Source organism: Pseudomonas fluorescens (assembly GCF_041354075.1).
In the GTDB taxonomy this organism is placed as follows: domain Bacteria; phylum Pseudomonadota; class Gammaproteobacteria; order Pseudomonadales; family Pseudomonadaceae; genus Aquipseudomonas; species Aquipseudomonas fluorescens_CE.
Window position 1 is genome coordinate 29,540 of record NZ_JARZGC010000011.1, and the last position, 15,451, is coordinate 44,990.

The 15,451-nt window shown below is 62.3% G+C and carries 15 protein-coding genes; 9 read left to right on the top strand and 6 right to left on the bottom strand.

The features are described 5' to 3' along the window. Nucleotides 1-837, top strand: coding sequence for an AraC family transcriptional regulator (locus QIW53_RS16080; RefSeq protein ID WP_371050575.1), 837 nt, complete (start codon nucleotides 1-3; stop codon nucleotides 835-837). 111 nt (nucleotides 838-948) lie between these two features. Here the strand turns inward: QIW53_RS16080 and QIW53_RS16085 are convergent, their stop codons facing one another. After that, on the bottom strand, nucleotides 949-1,803 hold the full coding sequence (locus QIW53_RS16085) for a sulfurtransferase (RefSeq protein ID WP_371050576.1): 855 nt from the start codon (nucleotides 1,801-1,803) through the stop codon (nucleotides 949-951). A gap of 44 nt (nucleotides 1,804-1,847) precedes the next feature. Next, nucleotides 1,848-2,519: a TetR/AcrR family transcriptional regulator gene (locus QIW53_RS16090; RefSeq protein ID WP_371050577.1), complete on the bottom strand. Its 672-nt coding sequence runs from the start codon at nucleotides 2,517-2,519 to the stop codon at nucleotides 1,848-1,850. A 148-nt stretch (nucleotides 2,520-2,667) separates the two neighbouring features. Between QIW53_RS16090 and QIW53_RS16095 the strand changes: the two genes are divergently transcribed. The 5 genes from QIW53_RS16095 (at nucleotide 2,668) to QIW53_RS16115 (ending at nucleotide 7,350) form a co-directional block, all read left to right on the top strand. Beyond that, nucleotides 2,668-4,098, top strand: coding sequence for a coniferyl aldehyde dehydrogenase (locus tag QIW53_RS16095; RefSeq protein ID WP_371050578.1), 1,431 nt, complete (start codon nucleotides 2,668-2,670; stop codon nucleotides 4,096-4,098). A gap of 27 nt (nucleotides 4,099-4,125) precedes the next feature. Then, the gene (locus QIW53_RS16100) at nucleotides 4,126-4,671 is read left to right on the top strand and encodes a twin-arginine translocation pathway signal protein (RefSeq protein ID WP_371050579.1); all 546 of its coding nucleotides are present in this window, start codon (nucleotides 4,126-4,128) and stop codon (nucleotides 4,669-4,671) included. 134 nt (nucleotides 4,672-4,805) lie between these two features. Next, nucleotides 4,806-6,401 carry a GMC family oxidoreductase gene (locus QIW53_RS16105; RefSeq protein ID WP_371050580.1) on the top strand — a complete coding sequence of 532 codons (1,596 nt, stop codon included), beginning with the start codon at nucleotides 4,806-4,808 and terminating at the stop codon, nucleotides 6,399-6,401. Nucleotides 6,402-6,516: 115 nt separating this feature from the next. After that, complete coding sequence (coaD, locus tag QIW53_RS16110; protein ID WP_045059801.1) at nucleotides 6,517-6,996, top strand: pantetheine-phosphate adenylyltransferase; 480 nt, start codon at nucleotides 6,517-6,519, stop codon at nucleotides 6,994-6,996. 102 nt (nucleotides 6,997-7,098) lie between these two features. Continuing rightward, on the top strand, nucleotides 7,099-7,350 hold the full coding sequence (locus QIW53_RS16115; RefSeq protein WP_003195146.1) for a YfhL family 4Fe-4S dicluster ferredoxin: 252 nt from the start codon (nucleotides 7,099-7,101) through the stop codon (nucleotides 7,348-7,350). Between the two features lie 128 nt (nucleotides 7,351-7,478). On the opposite strand, the gene QIW53_RS16120 is transcribed toward QIW53_RS16115, so the two are convergent. The 3 genes from QIW53_RS16120 to QIW53_RS16130 are packed head-to-tail and all read right to left on the bottom strand — an operon-like array spanning nucleotide 7,479 to nucleotide 9,514. Next, a complete protein-coding gene (locus tag QIW53_RS16120; RefSeq protein ID WP_371050581.1) occupies nucleotides 7,479-7,802 on the bottom strand; it encodes a multidrug transporter in 324 nt (107 codons plus the stop codon). Between the two features lie 54 nt (nucleotides 7,803-7,856). Further along, a complete protein-coding gene (gene mutM, locus QIW53_RS16125) occupies nucleotides 7,857-8,669 on the bottom strand; it encodes a bifunctional DNA-formamidopyrimidine glycosylase/DNA-(apurinic or apyrimidinic site) lyase (RefSeq protein WP_371050582.1) in 813 nt (270 codons plus the stop codon). Nucleotides 8,670-8,698: 29 nt separating this feature from the next. Further along, entirely contained in the window at nucleotides 8,699-9,514 is an 816-nt protein-coding gene (locus QIW53_RS16130) for an HDOD domain-containing protein (RefSeq protein WP_192307365.1), read from the bottom strand. A gap of 207 nt (nucleotides 9,515-9,721) precedes the next feature. On the opposite strand from QIW53_RS16130, the gene QIW53_RS16135 reads away from it, so the two are divergent. Beyond that, nucleotides 9,722-10,918, top strand: a complete 1,197-nt coding sequence (locus tag QIW53_RS16135) for a class I SAM-dependent rRNA methyltransferase (RefSeq protein ID WP_201191618.1) — start codon at nucleotides 9,722-9,724, stop codon at nucleotides 10,916-10,918. A gap of 332 nt (nucleotides 10,919-11,250) precedes the next feature. After that, the gene (locus QIW53_RS16140) at nucleotides 11,251-12,441 is read left to right on the top strand and encodes a multidrug effflux MFS transporter (RefSeq protein ID WP_371050583.1); all 1,191 of its coding nucleotides are present in this window, start codon (nucleotides 11,251-11,253) and stop codon (nucleotides 12,439-12,441) included. 206 nt (nucleotides 12,442-12,647) lie between these two features. Here the strand turns inward: QIW53_RS16140 and QIW53_RS16145 are convergent, their stop codons facing one another. Next, nucleotides 12,648-13,106, bottom strand: a complete 459-nt coding sequence (locus QIW53_RS16145) for an REP-associated tyrosine transposase (RefSeq protein ID WP_371050584.1) — start codon at nucleotides 13,104-13,106, stop codon at nucleotides 12,648-12,650. 325 nt (nucleotides 13,107-13,431) lie between these two features. Between QIW53_RS16145 and ilvD the strand changes: the two genes are divergently transcribed. Next, entirely contained in the window at nucleotides 13,432-15,273 is a 1,842-nt protein-coding gene (gene ilvD, locus QIW53_RS16150) for a dihydroxy-acid dehydratase (RefSeq protein ID WP_371050586.1), read from the top strand. Nucleotides 15,274-15,451: the final 178 nt, after the last annotated feature.

The window sequence follows — 15,451 nt, forward strand, 5'->3', positions numbered from 1 at the left end:
ATGAACACCGGGGGTGAATCGATCCGTTTCTGGCAAACCGCGCCGCTGGCGGGGGTCGAACTGTTGTCCGCGCGCTACATCGAGCACCGCTTTGCCCCTCACGTGCACGAGGGCTTCGTGATCGGCATGATCATGGCCGGCGCCCAGCGTTATCGCTATCGCGGCGCCGAGCACCTGGCGGGCAGCGGCACACTGGTGCTGATCAACCCCGATGAATTGCACACCGGGCACAAGGGTACGGAAGACGGTTGGTTGTACCGGGCGTTCTATCCCGACAGCGAACAGATCCTCGCGCTGTTGAGCGAACTGGAACTGCCCAGCCACAGCCTGCCGGCGTTTGGCGCCACGCTCTATCGCGATCCGGACCTGGTCAAGGGGTTCTGCCAGTTGCATCGTCTGCTCGAAAGTCCGTCGAGCGCCCTGCAACAACAGACGGCCTGGCGGGAACTGATGCTCGCGTTGCTGCAACGCCACGCGGCGGTTGCCGACCCTGGAAAACCCGGCAAGGAACACCGGGCCGTGACCCGGGCCAAGGACTTGCTGCAGGCACAACTGGCAGCGCCGCCATCGCTCGAAGAGCTCGCGGCAGCGGTGAACCTGTCACCGTTTCACTTCGCCCGAGTATTCCGCCACGCCACCGGCATACCGCCGCACACCTGGCTGATGCAGCAGCGCATCGCCCGGGCGCGGACGTTATTGCAGGGAGGATGCCTGCCGCTGGAAGTGGCCACGCAGTTGGGTTTCGCTGACCAGAGCCATTTGAGTCGGCAGTTCAAGCAGGTTTACGGGGTCGGGCCGGGAGCGTATCGCAAGGCGCGGCAGTTGCCGGGTTTCTGAAATCGCAGGATCCCTCCTGTGGGAGCGGGCTTGCTCGCGAAAGCGGTGTGTCAGTCGACCGTTGTGTCCGGTGTCACACCGCTTCGCGAGCAAACCCGCTCCCACAGTTTTTTACTCACCCGTCGCCACACCCCGCGCCGGATCGTTGATCCACTCGCTCCAGGACCCGGCATACAATGCACCCAACGGATAACCGGCCAGGCACAGGGCGAACAGGTTATGGCAGGCCGTCACGCCGGAGCCGCAATACGCCACCAGATCGGCCGGTGAGCGGCTGCCCAGTTTGGCCGCAAACCGCTGCTTGAGCTGATCGGCCGGCAGGAAACGCCCGTCGCTGCCCAGGTTGTCAGTGAAGGCTGCGCATTGCGCGCCGGGGATGTGCCCGGCAATCGGATCGATGGGCTCGACTTCACCCTTGAAGCGCGGCAGGGCCCGGGCATCGAGCAAGGTCAGGGCCGGTTGACCGAGGTGCTGCTCAAGCTGCTCGGCGCTGAGCAGCAGCGTCTTGTCCGGCGTCCCGCTGAAGGTGCCACGCTGAATCTGCGGCGCATCCAGGCTCAGGGGCAGGCCCGCCGCATGCCAGGCCTTGAGCCCGCCATCGAGAATGAACACACCCTCACGCTTGCCCAGCCAGGCCAGTAGCCACCAGGCTCGCGCCGCAAAGGCACCGGGGCCGTCGTCATACAGAATCACTTCGCTGTCGGCATTGATGCCCCAGGCCTGGAGACGCTCGGTCAACGCGCCAGGATCCGGCAACGGATGCCGGCCGGTCACGCCTTTGCTCACCGGCCCGCTCAAGTCACGTTCGAGGTCGGCAAAGCTCGACCCGGCGATGTGCCCTTCGGCATAGCTGCGCTGACCATAGTCCGGGTCTTCGAGGGCGAAACGACAATCAAGGATCACCCTCCCCGGCTGTTCCTTCTTCAGGTCCAACGCTTGCGGGCTGATCAATTGCGCAATGGGCATAACAGGCTCCTGTGGTAGGCGTTACCGAATCCTACCCCAGTTAACTACCCCACTTCCTCCAGCGCCTGGGCGAGCGGTACATAAAACTCTTCGAACAGCGCGTTGACCTCATCGCGGGCCTGGTCCGTGACAAAACCGGCCTCCAGCACCAGCACCTGGTAAACCCCGCGCTTGATCGCCTGTTCGCTCAGGTGGTTGGAGTTATCCCGGGTGGTGCACAGGAAGCGGACCCAGGACGTCAGGATGATCCAGGCATTGATCGTCAGGGACTCGATCTGCACACGGTCCATTTTCAGGATGCCCGCCTCGACAAAGCCTTTGTAGATCGCCGTGCCCTGGATCACGCAGCGCTGGGAAAAGCGTCGGTAGCGCGACGCCAGTTCCGGATCGCTGTCGAGCAAGTGTTCGAGGTCGCGGTGCAAAAAGCGGTAGCGCCACATCGCCGCCAGCAGTTCCTTGAGGTAGTAACGCTTGTCCTCCACCGTGGCGGCCCGCCCCTGGGGCGGGCGCAGAAAGCTGTCCACCAGGCTTTCGTACTCGCTGAACAGCACGGCGATGATCGCCTGCTTGTTGGGGAAGTGGTAGTAGAGATTGCCCGGGGAAATTTCCATATGGGCAGCAATGTGATTGGTGCTGATGCTGCGCTCACCCTGCTGGTTGAACAGCTCCAGACTGTTCTGCACGATGCGCTCGCTGGTTTTTATTCGAGGGGCCATGACTTGAGCTTTAATCCAGAGTGCGTTGACGGGCATCTTACGACCTATCCGCCAGGGGATAAAAGAAAGCCGTGCCGTGATGTCATTTGACTTTATAGAGTATAGACTCTAAAAAGCTCTTCATCACAATAAAACCGGGGAGATGACCATGACGGCTGACATTGCCTACCTGCAGACCCTGCACCAGCCTCTGGAAGCGCTCCAAAGCCTGTTCGACGCCCAGCGTGCCGCCTACGCCGCCAACCCGATGCCGCCCGCCGCGCAGCGCCAGCAATGGCTCAAGGCCTTGCGTGAATTGTTGAGCGCCGAACGCCAGGCGCTGATCGATGCGATCAGCCAGGACTTCAGCCACCGCAGCGCCGATGAAACCCTGCTCGCCGAATTGATGCCCAGCCTGCACGGCATTCACTACGCCAGTCGGCACCTCAACGGCTGGATGAAATCGTCCCGGCGCAAGGTCGGACTGGCCTTCCAGCCAGCCTCGGCCAAAGTGGTTTATCAACCGCTGGGCGTGGTCGGGGTGATCGTGCCGTGGAATTACCCGCTGTACCTGGCCATCGGCCCCTTGGTCGGCGCACTGGCGGCGGGCAACCGGGTGATGCTCAAACTCAGCGAGTCGACCCCCGCCACCGGCCTGCTGCTCAAGGAACTGCTGGGGCGAATTTTCCCCGAGGACCTGGTAGGCGTGGTGCTGGGTGAAGCCGACATCGGCGTGGCGTTCTCCCGCCTGCGCTTCGATCACCTGCTGTTCACCGGGGCCACCAGCATCGGCAAGCACGTGATGCGCGCCGCCGCCGAGAACCTGACACCGGTCACACTGGAATTGGGCGGCAAGTCCCCGGCCATCGTCTCCCGTGACGTGCCCCTCAAGGACGCCGCCGAACGCATCGCCTTCGGCAAGACCCTCAACGCCGGACAAACCTGCGTGGCCCCGGACTATGTGCTGGTGCCGGAGGACCGCGTAGGCGCGTTCGTCGAAGCCTATCGCCAGGCGGTTCGCGGATTTTATCCGACTCTTGCGGATAACCCGGACTACACCGCGATCATCAACGAACGACAGCTCGCTCGACTCAATGGCTACATCAGCGACGCCACCAGCAAAGGCGCATTGCTCATTCCGCTGTTCGATCAGGGCCAGCAGCGCCGCATGAATCACAGCCTGCTGCTCAACGTCAGCGACGAGATGCTGGTGATGCAGGACGAGATCTTCGGGCCGCTGCTGCCCATCGTGCCGTACCGCGACCTTGATCAGGCATTTGCCTACATCAATCAGCGACCGCGCCCGCTGGCGCTGTACTACTTCGGCTACGACAAGCGCGAGCAAAACCGCGTGCTGCATGAGACCCACTCCGGTGGCGTGTGCCTGAACGACACCTTGCTGCACGTCGCCCAGGACGACATGCCCTTCGGCGGGATCGGCGCCTCGGGCATGGGCCATTACCACGGCCACGAGGGTTTCCTGACGTTCAGCAAGGCCAAGGGCGTGCTGACCAAACAGCGCTTCAACGCCGCAAAACTGGTTTACCCGCCTTATGGCACCTCCATCCAGAAACTGATCCAGAAGCTGTTCATCCGCTAACGCTGCTCTGCTCGGGTAATAACAACAATGAACCCAGCCCTGTCCGATACACCCGCGCTATCAAGGCGCGGCCTGCTGCAATTGAGTGTCGGCGCCACGGCTTTCCTGGCCACGGCCGGGTTGGGCGCGAGCCTGAGCGGCTGTTCGTCGGACGTCCCGGCCAACGGTTTTGCGATGTTGCGCAGCGCCGACCTGCTGTTTCTGCGGGCGCTGATCCCGGTGATGCTTGAAGGTGGCGTCGCTGTCGAGCAGATGCCGCAAGCGCGCGAAGGCACGCTGAAAACCCTGGATAACGGCCTGGCTCACCTGTCGCCGGAAATGCTCAAGCTGACCCGTCAATTGTTCGACGTGCTGGCCATGGCCGTCACCCGCGGGCCATTGACCGGCATCTGGGGCAGTTGGGAAAACGCCAGCCCCGAGCAGATGCGGCACTTTCTCCGGCGCTGGGAAAACAGCTCGCTGAGCTTGCTCCGCATGGGGCACAGCTCATTGCAGCAGATGGTGCTGATGGCGTGGTACAGCCGTCGGGAATCGTGGGCGCATTGCGGGTATCCGGGGCCGCCGGTGGTCTGATAGACCGAGTCGATCCCATCGCGAGCAGGCTCGCTCCCACATTGTTCACGTGGCCCCCTGTGGGAGCGAGCCTGCTCGCGATAGCGATCTCAGGGGCGACACAGCTCCCAACCATAAAAACAAGAGAACCCAAGATGCCCGTACCCGACCCGTTCCGCGAAGGCATGGCCCGAGGCTGGAAAACCCGCAGCGGCGCGCAACTGAGCGAAGACCTGCACCTGGAAGCCGACGTGGCCATCATCGGCAGCGGCGCGGGCGGCGGCACCACCGCCGAAATCCTCAGTGCCGCCGGCTACAGGGTGTTGCTGATCGAAGAAGGCCCACTCAAGACCAGCGGCGACTTCAAGCTGATCGAAGACCAGGCCTACACCAGCCTCTATCAGGAAGGCATCGGCCGCATGAGCAAGGATGGCGCGATCACCATCCTGCAAGGCCGTGCGGTCGGGGGCTCGACCCTGATCAACTGGACCTCGAGTTTCCGCACCCCCGACCCGACACTCGAACACTGGGCGCGCGAGCACGACGTCAAAGGCCACAGTCCGGCGGAGATGGCGCCGTGGTTCGAGGCCATGGAGCAACGCCTCGGCGTCGCGCCCTGGATGGTTCCGCCCAACGCCAACAACGACGTGATCCGCAAGGGCTGCGAAAAGCTCGGCTACGCCTGGCACGTCATCCCGCGCAATGTGCGCGGCTGCTGGAACCTCGGTTATTGCGGCATGGGCTGCGCGGTCAATGCCAAGCAGTCGATGCTGGTGACGACAATTCCGGCGACCCTGGACAAGGGTGGCGAACTGCTCTACCTGGCCCGCGCGGAAAAACTGCTGATCAAGGGCGATCAGGTCACCGGCCTGCAATGCGTGGCAATGGACGAGCGCAGCGTGGCGCCCACCGGCACGACCATCACGGTCAAGGCCAGGCATTACGTGCTGGCCGGAGGCGGGATCAACAGCCCTGCGCTGCTGTTACGGTCCGACGCACCCGATCCGCACCAGCGCCTGGGCAAACGCACGTTCCTGCACCTGGTGAACATGTCCGCCGGGCTTTTCGATGAGGTGATCAACCCGTTCTACGGCGCGCCACAGTCGATCTACTCCGACCATTTCCAATGGCGGGACGGCACCACCGGCCCGATGGCCTACAAACTCGAGGTGCCGCCCCTGCATCCGGCGCTGGCCGCCACCCTGCTCGGCGGCTTCGGCCAGGACAATGCGCAACGCATGGCACAGTTGCCCCACACCCACGCCATGCTGGCGTTGTTGCGCGACGGTTTTCACCCGGACAGCCCCGGCGGCAGCGTCGAGCTGCGCGGCGACAACACGCCCGTGCTCGATTATCAGGTGTCGCCCTACGCCTGGGACGGCGTGCGCCGGGCCTTTCACAGCATGGCCGAGATTCAGTTCGCCGGTGGCGCCAGGGCCGTGATGCCCATGCACGCCGACGCCCGCTATGTGAAAACCCTGGCCGAAGCCCGCACGCTGATCGACGGCTTGAGCCTCGAGTTGTACCGCACACGCCTGGGCAGCGCTCATGTGATGGGCGGTTGCGCCATGGGCGAAGACCCGAAAATGGCGGTCACTGACAGCCTTGGCCGGCATCATCAACTGCGTAACCTGTCCGTTCACGATGGCTCGCTGTTCCCTACCAGCATTGGCGCAAACCCGCAGTTATCGGTCTATGGACTGACGGCGCAACTGGCGACGGCACTCGCCGAACGTTTGAAAACAGCCTGAAAAGAGCGAATATTCCCATGGTCTATAGTGCTTTCTTACCGATCAGGCGACTTGGCCGACCGGGACGGCTGCGATACCATCCGACTCCCCAACGGACTCCCGCCAGGACGACGCGATGAACCGAGTGTTGTACCCAGGTACCTTCGACCCTATTACCAAGGGCCATGGCGATCTGGTCGAGCGTGCCTCGCGCCTGTTCGATCATGTGATCATCGCCGTTGCCGCCAGCCCGAAGAAGAACCCGTTGTTTCCCCTGGAACAACGTGTTGAGCTGGCCCGCGAGGTCACTAAACATCTGCCTAACGTGGAAGTCGTCGGCTTTTCGACGCTGCTCGCGCATTTCGCCAAAGAGAAGAACGCCAATGTGTTCCTGCGTGGCTTGCGTGCGGTATCGGACTTCGAATACGAATTCCAGCTGGCCAACATGAACCGTCAGTTGGCGCCGGATGTGGAGAGCCTGTTTCTCACCCCGTCGGAACGTTATTCGTTCATTTCCTCGACCCTGGTCCGTGAAATCGCAGCCCTGGGCGGCGATATCACCAAGTTCGTCCACCCTGCCGTGGCAGATGCCCTGACCGAGCGCTTCAAGAAGTAACACCGCTCGAACGGCGCCCGCGTGCACAGCGGGCGCCAATGCGGCACAATTGCGCGCATTGGTTTTTTAGCGCCAGGGCCGTTCGCCCCGGCTGGAGTTAGCATGTCCCTGATCATCACCGACGATTGCATCAATTGCGACGTCTGCGAACCCGAGTGCCCGAACGCCGCCATTTCCCAAGGCGAAGAGATCTACGTGATCGACCCGAACCTGTGCACGCAATGTGTCGGCCACTACGACGAACCCCAGTGCCAGCAGGTCTGCCCGGTAGACTGCATTCCACTGGACGAGGCGCATCCGGAGACTGAAGAGCAGTTGATGGAGAAGTACCGGAAGATTACCGGAAAGGCTTGATTCTTCGGCGGCTTCGAAAACGCCATCGCGAGCAGGCTCGCTCCCACAATGAGCTGTGTTTGCAGGCCAAGGTGGGAGCGAGCCCTGCTCGCGATATGGCCATCAGCCCCACAGAAGATCCACCTGCCTCACTCCCGCTGTTCAAACCCCTCGCCGATACACCCCAGGCACCGCACGAACGCCGCTTTGCCCGGATCGACCACCAGCGCCTGCCCTGCCTCGCCGACATTGCCGCCCAGCGCGGTAAACGGCAGCGACACCACGAACGCACCCGCACCGATCACCGTGGCCGCGATGAGCAACGGACGAGCGATCAACAGGTCACCGAGCATGGCGTAGGCCGGGGGATTCTGGATGGTGTAGCGCGGATCGCCGCTGCCGGTGCTGGATGCCAGCACCGGCATACCGACGCTCAGCAGCACAACAACGGCAAGGGTTCGAAACAGGTTCATGGCACGGTCCTTCGACTTGGCAGTGGGAACACTGACTATAGACCGTAGGACGTATCAGCTCTGGCAGCGTGGGCAAAACACGCTGGCGCGTTGCCCGAGCTTGACCTCGCGCAACTCCGTCCCGCAGACCTTGCACGCCTCGCCACCCCGGCCATACACGAACAATTCCTGCTGGAAATAACCGGGCTGGCCATCGCCGCCGATGAAATCGCGCAGCGTGGTGCCGCCCCGCTCGATGGCGGCCGCCAGAATGCGTTTGATCTCGATCGCGAGCTTGAGGTAGCGCGCCCGGGAAATGCCTTTCGCCTCACGGCGCGGGTCGATCCCGGCGGCGAACAAGGCTTCCGTGGCGTAGATATTGCCCACGCCCACCACCACCGCGTTGTCCATGATGAACGGTTTGACCGCCATCGAACGCCCACGGGACAGTTGAAACAGGCGCTCGCCGTCGAACAGGTCGGTCAACGGCTCGGGCCCCAGGCGAATCAGCAATTCGTGGTTGAGCGGGTCCAGGCTCCAGAGCATCGCGCCGAACCGGCGCGGGTCCGTGTAGCGCAGGGCCAGGCCCGACTCCAGCTCGATGTCCACATGCTCGTGCCTGGCGGCCGGCATGCCGGTTTCCACCAGACGCAAATTGCCCGACATGCCCAGATGGCTGATCAGCGTGCCCACCTCGGCATTGATCAACAGGTATTTGGCGCGCCGCTCGACCAGCACGATGCGCTGGCCGGACAGCCGCACATCGAGGTCTTCGGGGATCGGCCAGCGCAGGCGCCGGTCACGCACGATCACCCGGCTGACGCGTTGGCCTTCCAGGTGGGGCGCAATCCCGCGACGGGTGGTTTCGACTTCCGGCAGTTCAGGCATGGTGCTCTCGGATCAGGCGCCCACGGTACTCAGTGGTGAGTGCCCAGGTCGCGAATCGTTTGTTTGAGGGTTTCGAAGTCGTAGTCCGACAGGCCGACGTAATCGAGCACCAACGGCGCGATGCAATTCCATTCGTGATCCTCGGTCTGGTTGCCCAGCACCCGATAGGACGCACAAATGTGTTCGGCCATCTTCAGGATCGCCAGCAGGTTTTTCAGCTGGCTGTTGCGTGAAGACTCATCGCGGAAGATCGCCAGCGCATTGTGGTGATTGGCAATCGCAGTGCTCACGTGCTCCGGCAGGCGCCAGGATTTGGCCGTGTAGTAACCGACCACCGCGTGGTTGGTGTTGAACACCCGGTTCTCGGTGTCCACCACCCGGCATTCGACGCTCGCGCTGGCGTAGGCTTCTTCCAGCACCGTCATGTAGTTCGGAAAGCGCTGCAGCATCAGCGGCACGCCGCAGTCGTGGAACAGGCCCAGCGCGTAGGCTTCATCACCGGCCTCGACGCCAATGCGCTTGGCCAGGGTCAGGCAGGTCATCGCCACGTCCTGCGCGGTGTCCCAGAAACGGTTCAGGGTGACGATGGTGTCATCGTTCATTTCACCCTTGATCGACTGCGCGTTGATCAGGTTGATGATCGACCGGCTGCCCAGCAGGTTCACCGCACGCTGGATCGAGGCGATCTTGTTGCTCAGGCCGTAATACGGCGAGTTGACGATTTTCAGCAGGGAGCCGGAGAGCCCCGGGTCCTGGGAAATCAGCTTGGCGATCACCTCGAGGTCCGGATCGGGCATGTACTGCTCCATCTGCAGATCCACCATGATCTGCGGCTGGGCGGGCACGCTGATGCCTTGCAGGGACTGTTGGATCTGTTCGGAAGTCAGTTCTTGGGACATAAGTACACACTCTTGGGCAGGCGCTGATTCTAGCTTCTAAATGTTGGATCCGACATATCAAATCTCAAGCCAATGCCCTCGCCACATGTCCAGCGCCGAACCTGCAAGGGCCTCGACACGGTATACTCCCGCTCTTTTTTCCGGAGCGACGACATGTCCCTGCCTAGCCTGCGCCTCAAAGCCAACGCCGATCGTCGCCTGCGAAACGGTCATCTGTGGGTCTACAGCAACGAAATCGATGTAGCCGCCACGCCCCTGCACGGTTTCAAGGCCGGCGATCAGGCGATCCTCGAAGCCGCCGGCGGCAAGCCGCTGGGCATCGTCGCCATGAGCCCGAACAACCTGATCTGCGCCCGTGTGCTGTCCCGCGACATCAAGTTGCCGCTGGACAAGTCGCTGCTGGTGCACCGCCTGAACGTGGCCCTGTCCCTGCGCGAGCGCCTGTTCGACAAGCCGTTCTATCGCCTGGTCTACGGCGACTCGGACCTGCTGCCCGGCCTGGTGGTCGACCGTTTCGGCGACATCCTGGTGGTGCAGATCGCTTCGGCGACCATGGAAGCGCACAAGGATGACGTGATCGCGGCACTGACCCAGGTGCTCAAGCCCAGCGGCATCCTGTTCAAGAACGACTCGGCGGCTCGCGATGCAGAAGGCCTGGAGCGCTACGTCGACACCGTGTTCGGCGTAGTACCGGAGTGGGTAGCGCTGGAAGAGAACGGCGTGAAATTCGAAGCGCCGGTCATCCAGGGCCAGAAAACCGGCTGGTTCTACGACCACCGCATGAACCGCGCCCGCCTGGCCCCCTACGCCAAAGGCAAACGCGTCCTGGACCTGTACAGCTACATCGGCGGCTGGGGCGTGCAGGCCGCGGCGTTCGGCGCCAGTGAAGTCTTCTGCGTCGACGCCTCGGCCTTCGCCCTCGACGGTGTCGAGCGCAACGCCGCACTGAACGGCTTCGCGGAAAAAATGACCTGCATCGAAGGCGACGTCTTCGAAGCGCTGAAAGAACTGAAGGCCAGCGAAGAACGTTTCGACGTGATCGTCGCCGACCCGCCCGCGTTCATCAAACGCAAGAAAGACATGAAAAACGGCGAAGGCGCCTACCGCCGCCTGAACGAGCAAGCCATGCGCCTGCTGACCAAGGACGGCATCCTGGTCAGCGCATCGTGCTCGATGCACCTGCCCGAAGACGACCTGCAGAACATCCTGCTCACCAGCGCCCGCCACCTGGACCGCAACATCCAGATGCTCGAACGCGGCGGCCAGGGCCCGGACCACCCGGTACACCCGGCGATTGCCGAGACGCGCTATATCAAGAGCATTACTTGCCGGTTGTTGCCTAACAGCTAACCCCGTCCCTGCCCCCCTGCTCGCGATGGTCGCCAACGATGACGCTGGGTATCTGATGCCCCGCGGCGCTCTGAAGTCCATCGCGAGCGTGCTCGCTCCTACAGTGAGGCGCGCATGTCTGGGCTGCTGCGAACCTTGTGGGAGCGAGGCTTGCCCGCGATGGTCGCCAACGATAATGCTGGGTGTCTGATGCCCCGCGGTGTTCTGGGTTCCATCGCGAGCAAGCTCGCTCCTACAGGAGATTCGGAAGGGTCCTACGCCCTTCTGAATTGACTTATGGGGTTCATCAATTCGATCTTCAGCCACCTCTCACGGATTGAGCAGACAGGCTGATGAATCGACATAAAATCTCTGCAATTGCGCTGTTGATGGTCATGACACTGCTGGGTGTCTTCCCTCTCGATGTATTGCTGCCATCCTTTCCTGCCTTGGCTGAACATTTTCGGACCACGCCTGCGGATATCGCGCTGTCCGTCAGCCTGTTCGCTATCGGTATCTCGCTTTCCCAACTGTTGATAGGGCCGCTGTCGGACAGGTTCGGCCGTAAACATCTGTTACTGGGAGGCATGGCGGTTTCGATCGTAGGGGCGATGGGTTGTCTGCTGACCAGCAATTTCACCGTGTTCCTGACATTCCGCGTGATCCAGGCCGTCGGTTGCGGTTGTTTCGTACTGTCGCAGGCGCTGATTCAGGACTTGTTCGAGGACAAGGAACGGGATCGGTTACGGATTCTGCTGAGTACCCTCAGCGGGGTTTTCATTACCGTTTCACCGCTGCTGGGCAGCGTGTTGCAGCAACTCATGGATTGGCCGGGCAGCTTTATCCTGTTTATCGGGTTTGCCGCTGTCGTGTTTCTGACGACGTGGTTCATGTTCGACAACCGACGCCCTGCGGCGGTAGTGCACCAGAACATCTTCCGCGCCTATCGCCGGGTGTATGGCAACACCAGATTCATCGGTTACTGGCTGATCGCGGCCATCACCTTCTCCTGCCATTTCTCCTTCATCGTCGTCTCGCCGCTGATCTTCATGGACCAGTTGCACCTGTCGACCTATGAATATTCCCTGACCCTCCTGCTTTACGGTGTTGCCTACATCTTCGGCGGGATCGTCGCTCGGGTGCTCGCCAGCCGGATATCAGCCAGCACCCAAATCATCGTCGGCCTGCGCCTGATCTTCATCTCCGGACCGGTGATGCTCTTACTCTCGGGTTTGTACGGGCTTTCGAACCTGACGGTGCTGATCCCGATGATCATCTGCACCGCCGGTATCACCATCGCCCGTCCCATTGCCACGTCCAGAGCAATGGATGTGTTCACGAATAACGCCGGAACATCGGCGTCCGCCGGGAACACGCTGATTTTCATCTGCGGCGGACTGATCAGCGCCCTGATCAACCTGAGCGGCGCCAATTTGCAAACCACGCTGGCACTGGCCTTCCTGCTGCTAAGCGCCGCAGGCCTCGCCCTCAATCACCGGCTCTCCTGTAGGAGCGAGCATGCTCGCGATGGTCGTCAGCGATGACGCTGGCAGCCTGATGCCCCGCGGCGCTCTGGAGTCCATCGCGAGCGTGCTCGCTCCTACATTGAGGCGCACATGTCTGGGCTGGTGCGGGCCCCTGTAGGAGCGAGCATGCTCGCGATGGTCGTCAACGATGACGCTGGCAGCCTGACTCCCCGCGGTGTTCTGGGGTTCATCGCGAGCGTGCTCGCTCCTACAGGGGCGGGGTGTCAGATCCACATGGCGTCCCATAGTGGGTATTGGCCGATTTGGTCGACGAGGCCTGCGCGTAGCGGATTGGCGATGATGTATCGGGCAGCGAGTTTCAGATCGTCCTCCCAGCGCAATGCCCTGTCGAAATAGCCTTTCTGCCACACGCTCTGCGGATGACCTCGCTTCAGATTGATTGCGCGGGCACTGCGCGCCTTGGTGGTTTGCATCAGTTTCGGCAAGTCGCCGTTGTGCAGTTCGACCAGCCAGTGAAAGTGGTCCGGCATGACCACCCAGGCAATGGACGTGGCGTTGCCGGCTTCCTGGGCTCTCTTGAATTCGTTCACCACGACGCGACCAACGCGCCAATCCTGGAAGATCGGCTGTCGTTCATGGGTGACAGCGGTCAACAGATAGATGCGCCCGGATTCCGAGTGTCGGCCGGTGCGTAGATGATGGGCGTGCGGCATGCTGGACATTCCGTTGTCCTCTTCTGTGGTTGGAAGAGAAAACGTTAGACGCAACGGCTGACGACGGTGTGATGACACAGAATCAGAATGTGTCGGTGTCAAGGCCGCACGTCTCGTGAGTGCTCTGGCCCATTCCCTCCAGCCACCAGCCGTGTAGAATCGCGAACATTCATCGCCATTCATCCCCCGGCGGGTTTATGAGCTCAAGCTGAAGCGCGCGGCGATCCCGCAAAGTTATCGGCAGCGTCCCGACACACGGCCATTACCGAGTGCTCCCGGCGTCCATAGAAGCTCACTTCCCTTTTGAAACCTGATTAGCCGCCCGGAGTGCTTCATGCCTGATTACCGCTCGAAAACATCCACCCATGGCCGCAACATGGCCGGCGCCCGTGCACTGTGGCGCGCCACGGGGATGAAAGATGACGACTTCAAGAAGCCGATCATCGCCATTGCCAACTCCTTTACCCAGTTCGTACCGGGCCACGTCCACCTCAAGGACCTGGGTCAACTGGTGGCCCGTGAAATCGAACGCGCGGGCGGCGTAGCCAAGGAATTCAACACCATCGCCGTGGACGACGGCATCGCCATGGGTCACGACGGCATGCTCTATTCGCTGCCGAGCCGCGAGATCATTGCCGATTCGGTCGAGTACATGGTCAACGCCCACTGCGCCGACGCCATCGTGTGCATTTCCAACTGCGACAAGATCACCCCTGGCATGCTGATGGCCGCCCTGCGCCTGAACATCCCGGTGATCTTCGTGTCCGGCGGCCCGATGGAGGCTGGCAAGACCAAGCTGGCCAGCCACGGTCTCGACCTGGTCGACGCCATGGTGATCGCCGCCGACTCCAGCGCTTCTGACGAGAAGGTTGCCGAGTACGAGCGCAGCGCCTGCCCGACCTGCGGTTCGTGCTCCGGCATGTTCACCGCCAACTCGATGAACTGCCTGACCGAGGCCCTGGGCCTGGCCCTGCCGGGCAACGGTTCGACCCTGGCCACCCACAGCGACCGCGAGCAACTGTTCCTGCAGGCCGGCCGCACCATCGTCGAACTGTGCAAGCGCTACTACGGCGAAAACGATGACTCGGTATTGCCGCGCAACATCGCCAACTTCAAGGCGTTCGAGAACGCCATGATGCTCGACATCGCCATGGGTGGTTCCACCAACACCATCCTGCATTTGCTGGCGGCCGCCCAGGAAGCCGAGATCAATTTCGACCTGCGCGACATCGATCGCCTGTCGCGCGCCGTGCCGCAGCTGTGCAAGGTCGCGCCGAACATCCAGAAGTACCACATGGAAGACGTGCACCGTGCCGGCGGGATCTTCAGCATCCTCGGCTCGCTGGCCCGTGGCGGTCTGCTGCACACCGACCTGCCGACCGTGCACAGCCGCAGCATGGAAGAAGCCATTGCCAAGTGGGACATCACCCAGACCGACGACGAAGCGGTGCATCACTTCTTCAAGGCCGGTCCGGCGGGCATTCCGACGCAGACCGCGTTCAGCCAGTCGACCCGCTGGGAAACCCTGGACGACGACCGTGAAAACGGCTGCATCCGCAGTTTCGAGCACGCCTACTCGAAAGAAGGCGGCCTGGCCGTGCTGTACGGCAACATCGCCCTGGACGGCTGCGTGGTGAAAACCGCTGGCGTCGACGAGTCGATCCACGTCTTCGAAGGCAACGCGAAGATCTTCGAAAGCCAGGACAGCGCCGTACGCGGCATCCTCGCCGACGAAGTGAAGGAAGGCGACATCGTCATCATTCGCTACGAAGGTCCGAAAGGCGGCCCGGGCATGCAGGAAATGCTTTACCCGACGTCGTACCTGAAATCCAAGGGCCTGGGCAAAGCCTGCGCCCTGCTCACCGACGGCCGCTTCTCCGGCGGCACTTCGGGCCTGTCCATCGGCCACGCTTCGCCTGAAGCTGCTGCCGGTGGTGCCATCGGCCTGGTGCAGGACGGCGACAAGGTGCTGATCGACATTCCGAACCGCTCGATCAACCTGTTGATCAGCGACGAAGAGCTGGCCGCGCGCCGGGTCGAGCAGGACAAAAAAGGCTGGAAGCCCGTAGAAGTGCGTCCACGCAAAGTGACCACCGCGCTGAAAGCCTACGCCCTGCTGGCCACCAGCGCCGACAAGGGCGCGGTGCGCAACAAGGCGATGCTCGACGGGCTGTAAGCGTCAGCCGCCGAAATGAAAATGCCCCGCCTGGTGCGGGGCATTTTCATTTCGGCCGGTCACCCCCCCCTGTTGGGGGGGGGGGGGGCGGGGGGGGGGGGAGGGGGCGCCCCCGCCGGGCGGGCGCGACCGGGGGTTGATGGAGCCCCACCAGCCCGAGCACCAGCGGAGCAAAAGG